The organism is Aeromonas finlandensis (assembly GCF_000764645.1).
Classification (GTDB): Bacteria; Pseudomonadota; Gammaproteobacteria; order Enterobacterales; family Aeromonadaceae; genus Aeromonas; species Aeromonas finlandensis.
In genome coordinates, this window is the sequence record NZ_JRGK01000197.1 from 1 (window position 1) to 1,182 (window position 1,182).

Genomic DNA, 1,182 nt, shown 5'->3' on the forward strand with positions numbered 1-1,182 from the left:
GACATAGACCCCGGATAACATGGTAGAGGTACCGTATTGTTATCCGGTTGAACGCTGTATGACCACTCTTTTGGTGGGTAACTGTCAAGTGAATACCATCTCCATACATCGATCCTCGATTATGGCTCAATACTTACACTCACCCAATATGTTAAATAACAAACCAACAGGCTATTCTAATATCTAGCATATAGTATAATTGGAACACAAAAAATTCTCGTACTCCGATGGGACGCCACAAAAAACAACGTCGGAACATGATATCACGCTATATCTCACATCTGCGCCTTCGGAAATCAGATTATTATACATTGGCGCAATATAGTATTCACCAGCATCAACATCGTTTAATGATTTTTGCTGGTATTCATTGAATACACGAATGAAATCTTTCGCATAACGCCAGAAGTAAAGACCAGTGCAGCAATATTTAGATATTTCTTTTTTTTCTGCTGTCAGTGCTACTGTATAATTTTCTTCTGACTTAGGAAGGATATTACTCCAATTTTTACCTTCACCAATAAATGTTTCTAAATAGCCATCAATATGATTGACATCAAAAAAATCAGGATAGGTAAATCCAGGACGAAATGTATCTATATTAAATATAAGTAATGGTTCATCTGCTGTAATGTCCGAGATTTTCAACCCCTCATAAACGGTTTGTGCTTGGCCTTTTGTCGGTGAATTTAAAATAACAATGTCATAATTCTCAATGCCTAAACCAGTGCACTCTAACTCAATGAACTCACGAGTATTATCTACATCAAGAGCAATGAACAAAAATTTTTCTGTACTGAAATATTTTTTAAAACTATCAAGTGAGTGACTAAAAAGAGTTTTCCCATGAGCCTCAAGCATATATTTCGGTTTTGCATATCCGGCATTCTTAAAACGCGAGGAAAGGCCAGCCATTGGTATAATAATCATAAGTTACTCTTTATCAGTTTTTTATACAGTCGGAAAGCATTATTGATGAATGCAACTTGGCGATCAGGCCTATCTTCATGAAGTGGCAACATCGAAATAAACAAATGTATTGTGATCGCGATAATTTCGCTCTCACAATAACTCAATCCAGATAAAATTATATCTTTAAAATCTTTTTCCAAGTAATTCTGATAATCATCATCGAGGTAAAATTTTATGTTCCCAACCTCATCACCATCTATTATCTCATAG

At 35.3% G+C, this 1,182-nt stretch carries 2 protein-coding genes; both read right to left on the reverse strand.

All coding sequences use genetic code 11. The features are described from left to right. Positions 1 to 183: 183 nt before the first annotated feature. Positions 184 to 930, reverse strand: coding sequence for a glycosyltransferase family 2 protein (locus LD28_RS0112535; RefSeq protein WP_033137301.1), 747 nt, complete (start codon positions 928 to 930; stop codon positions 184 to 186). Then, a partial coding sequence (locus LD28_RS23690; protein WP_033137302.1) for a hypothetical protein occupies positions 927 to 1,182 on the reverse strand: 256 nt, incomplete at its 5' end. The genes LD28_RS0112535 and LD28_RS23690, both read right to left, overlap by 4 nt.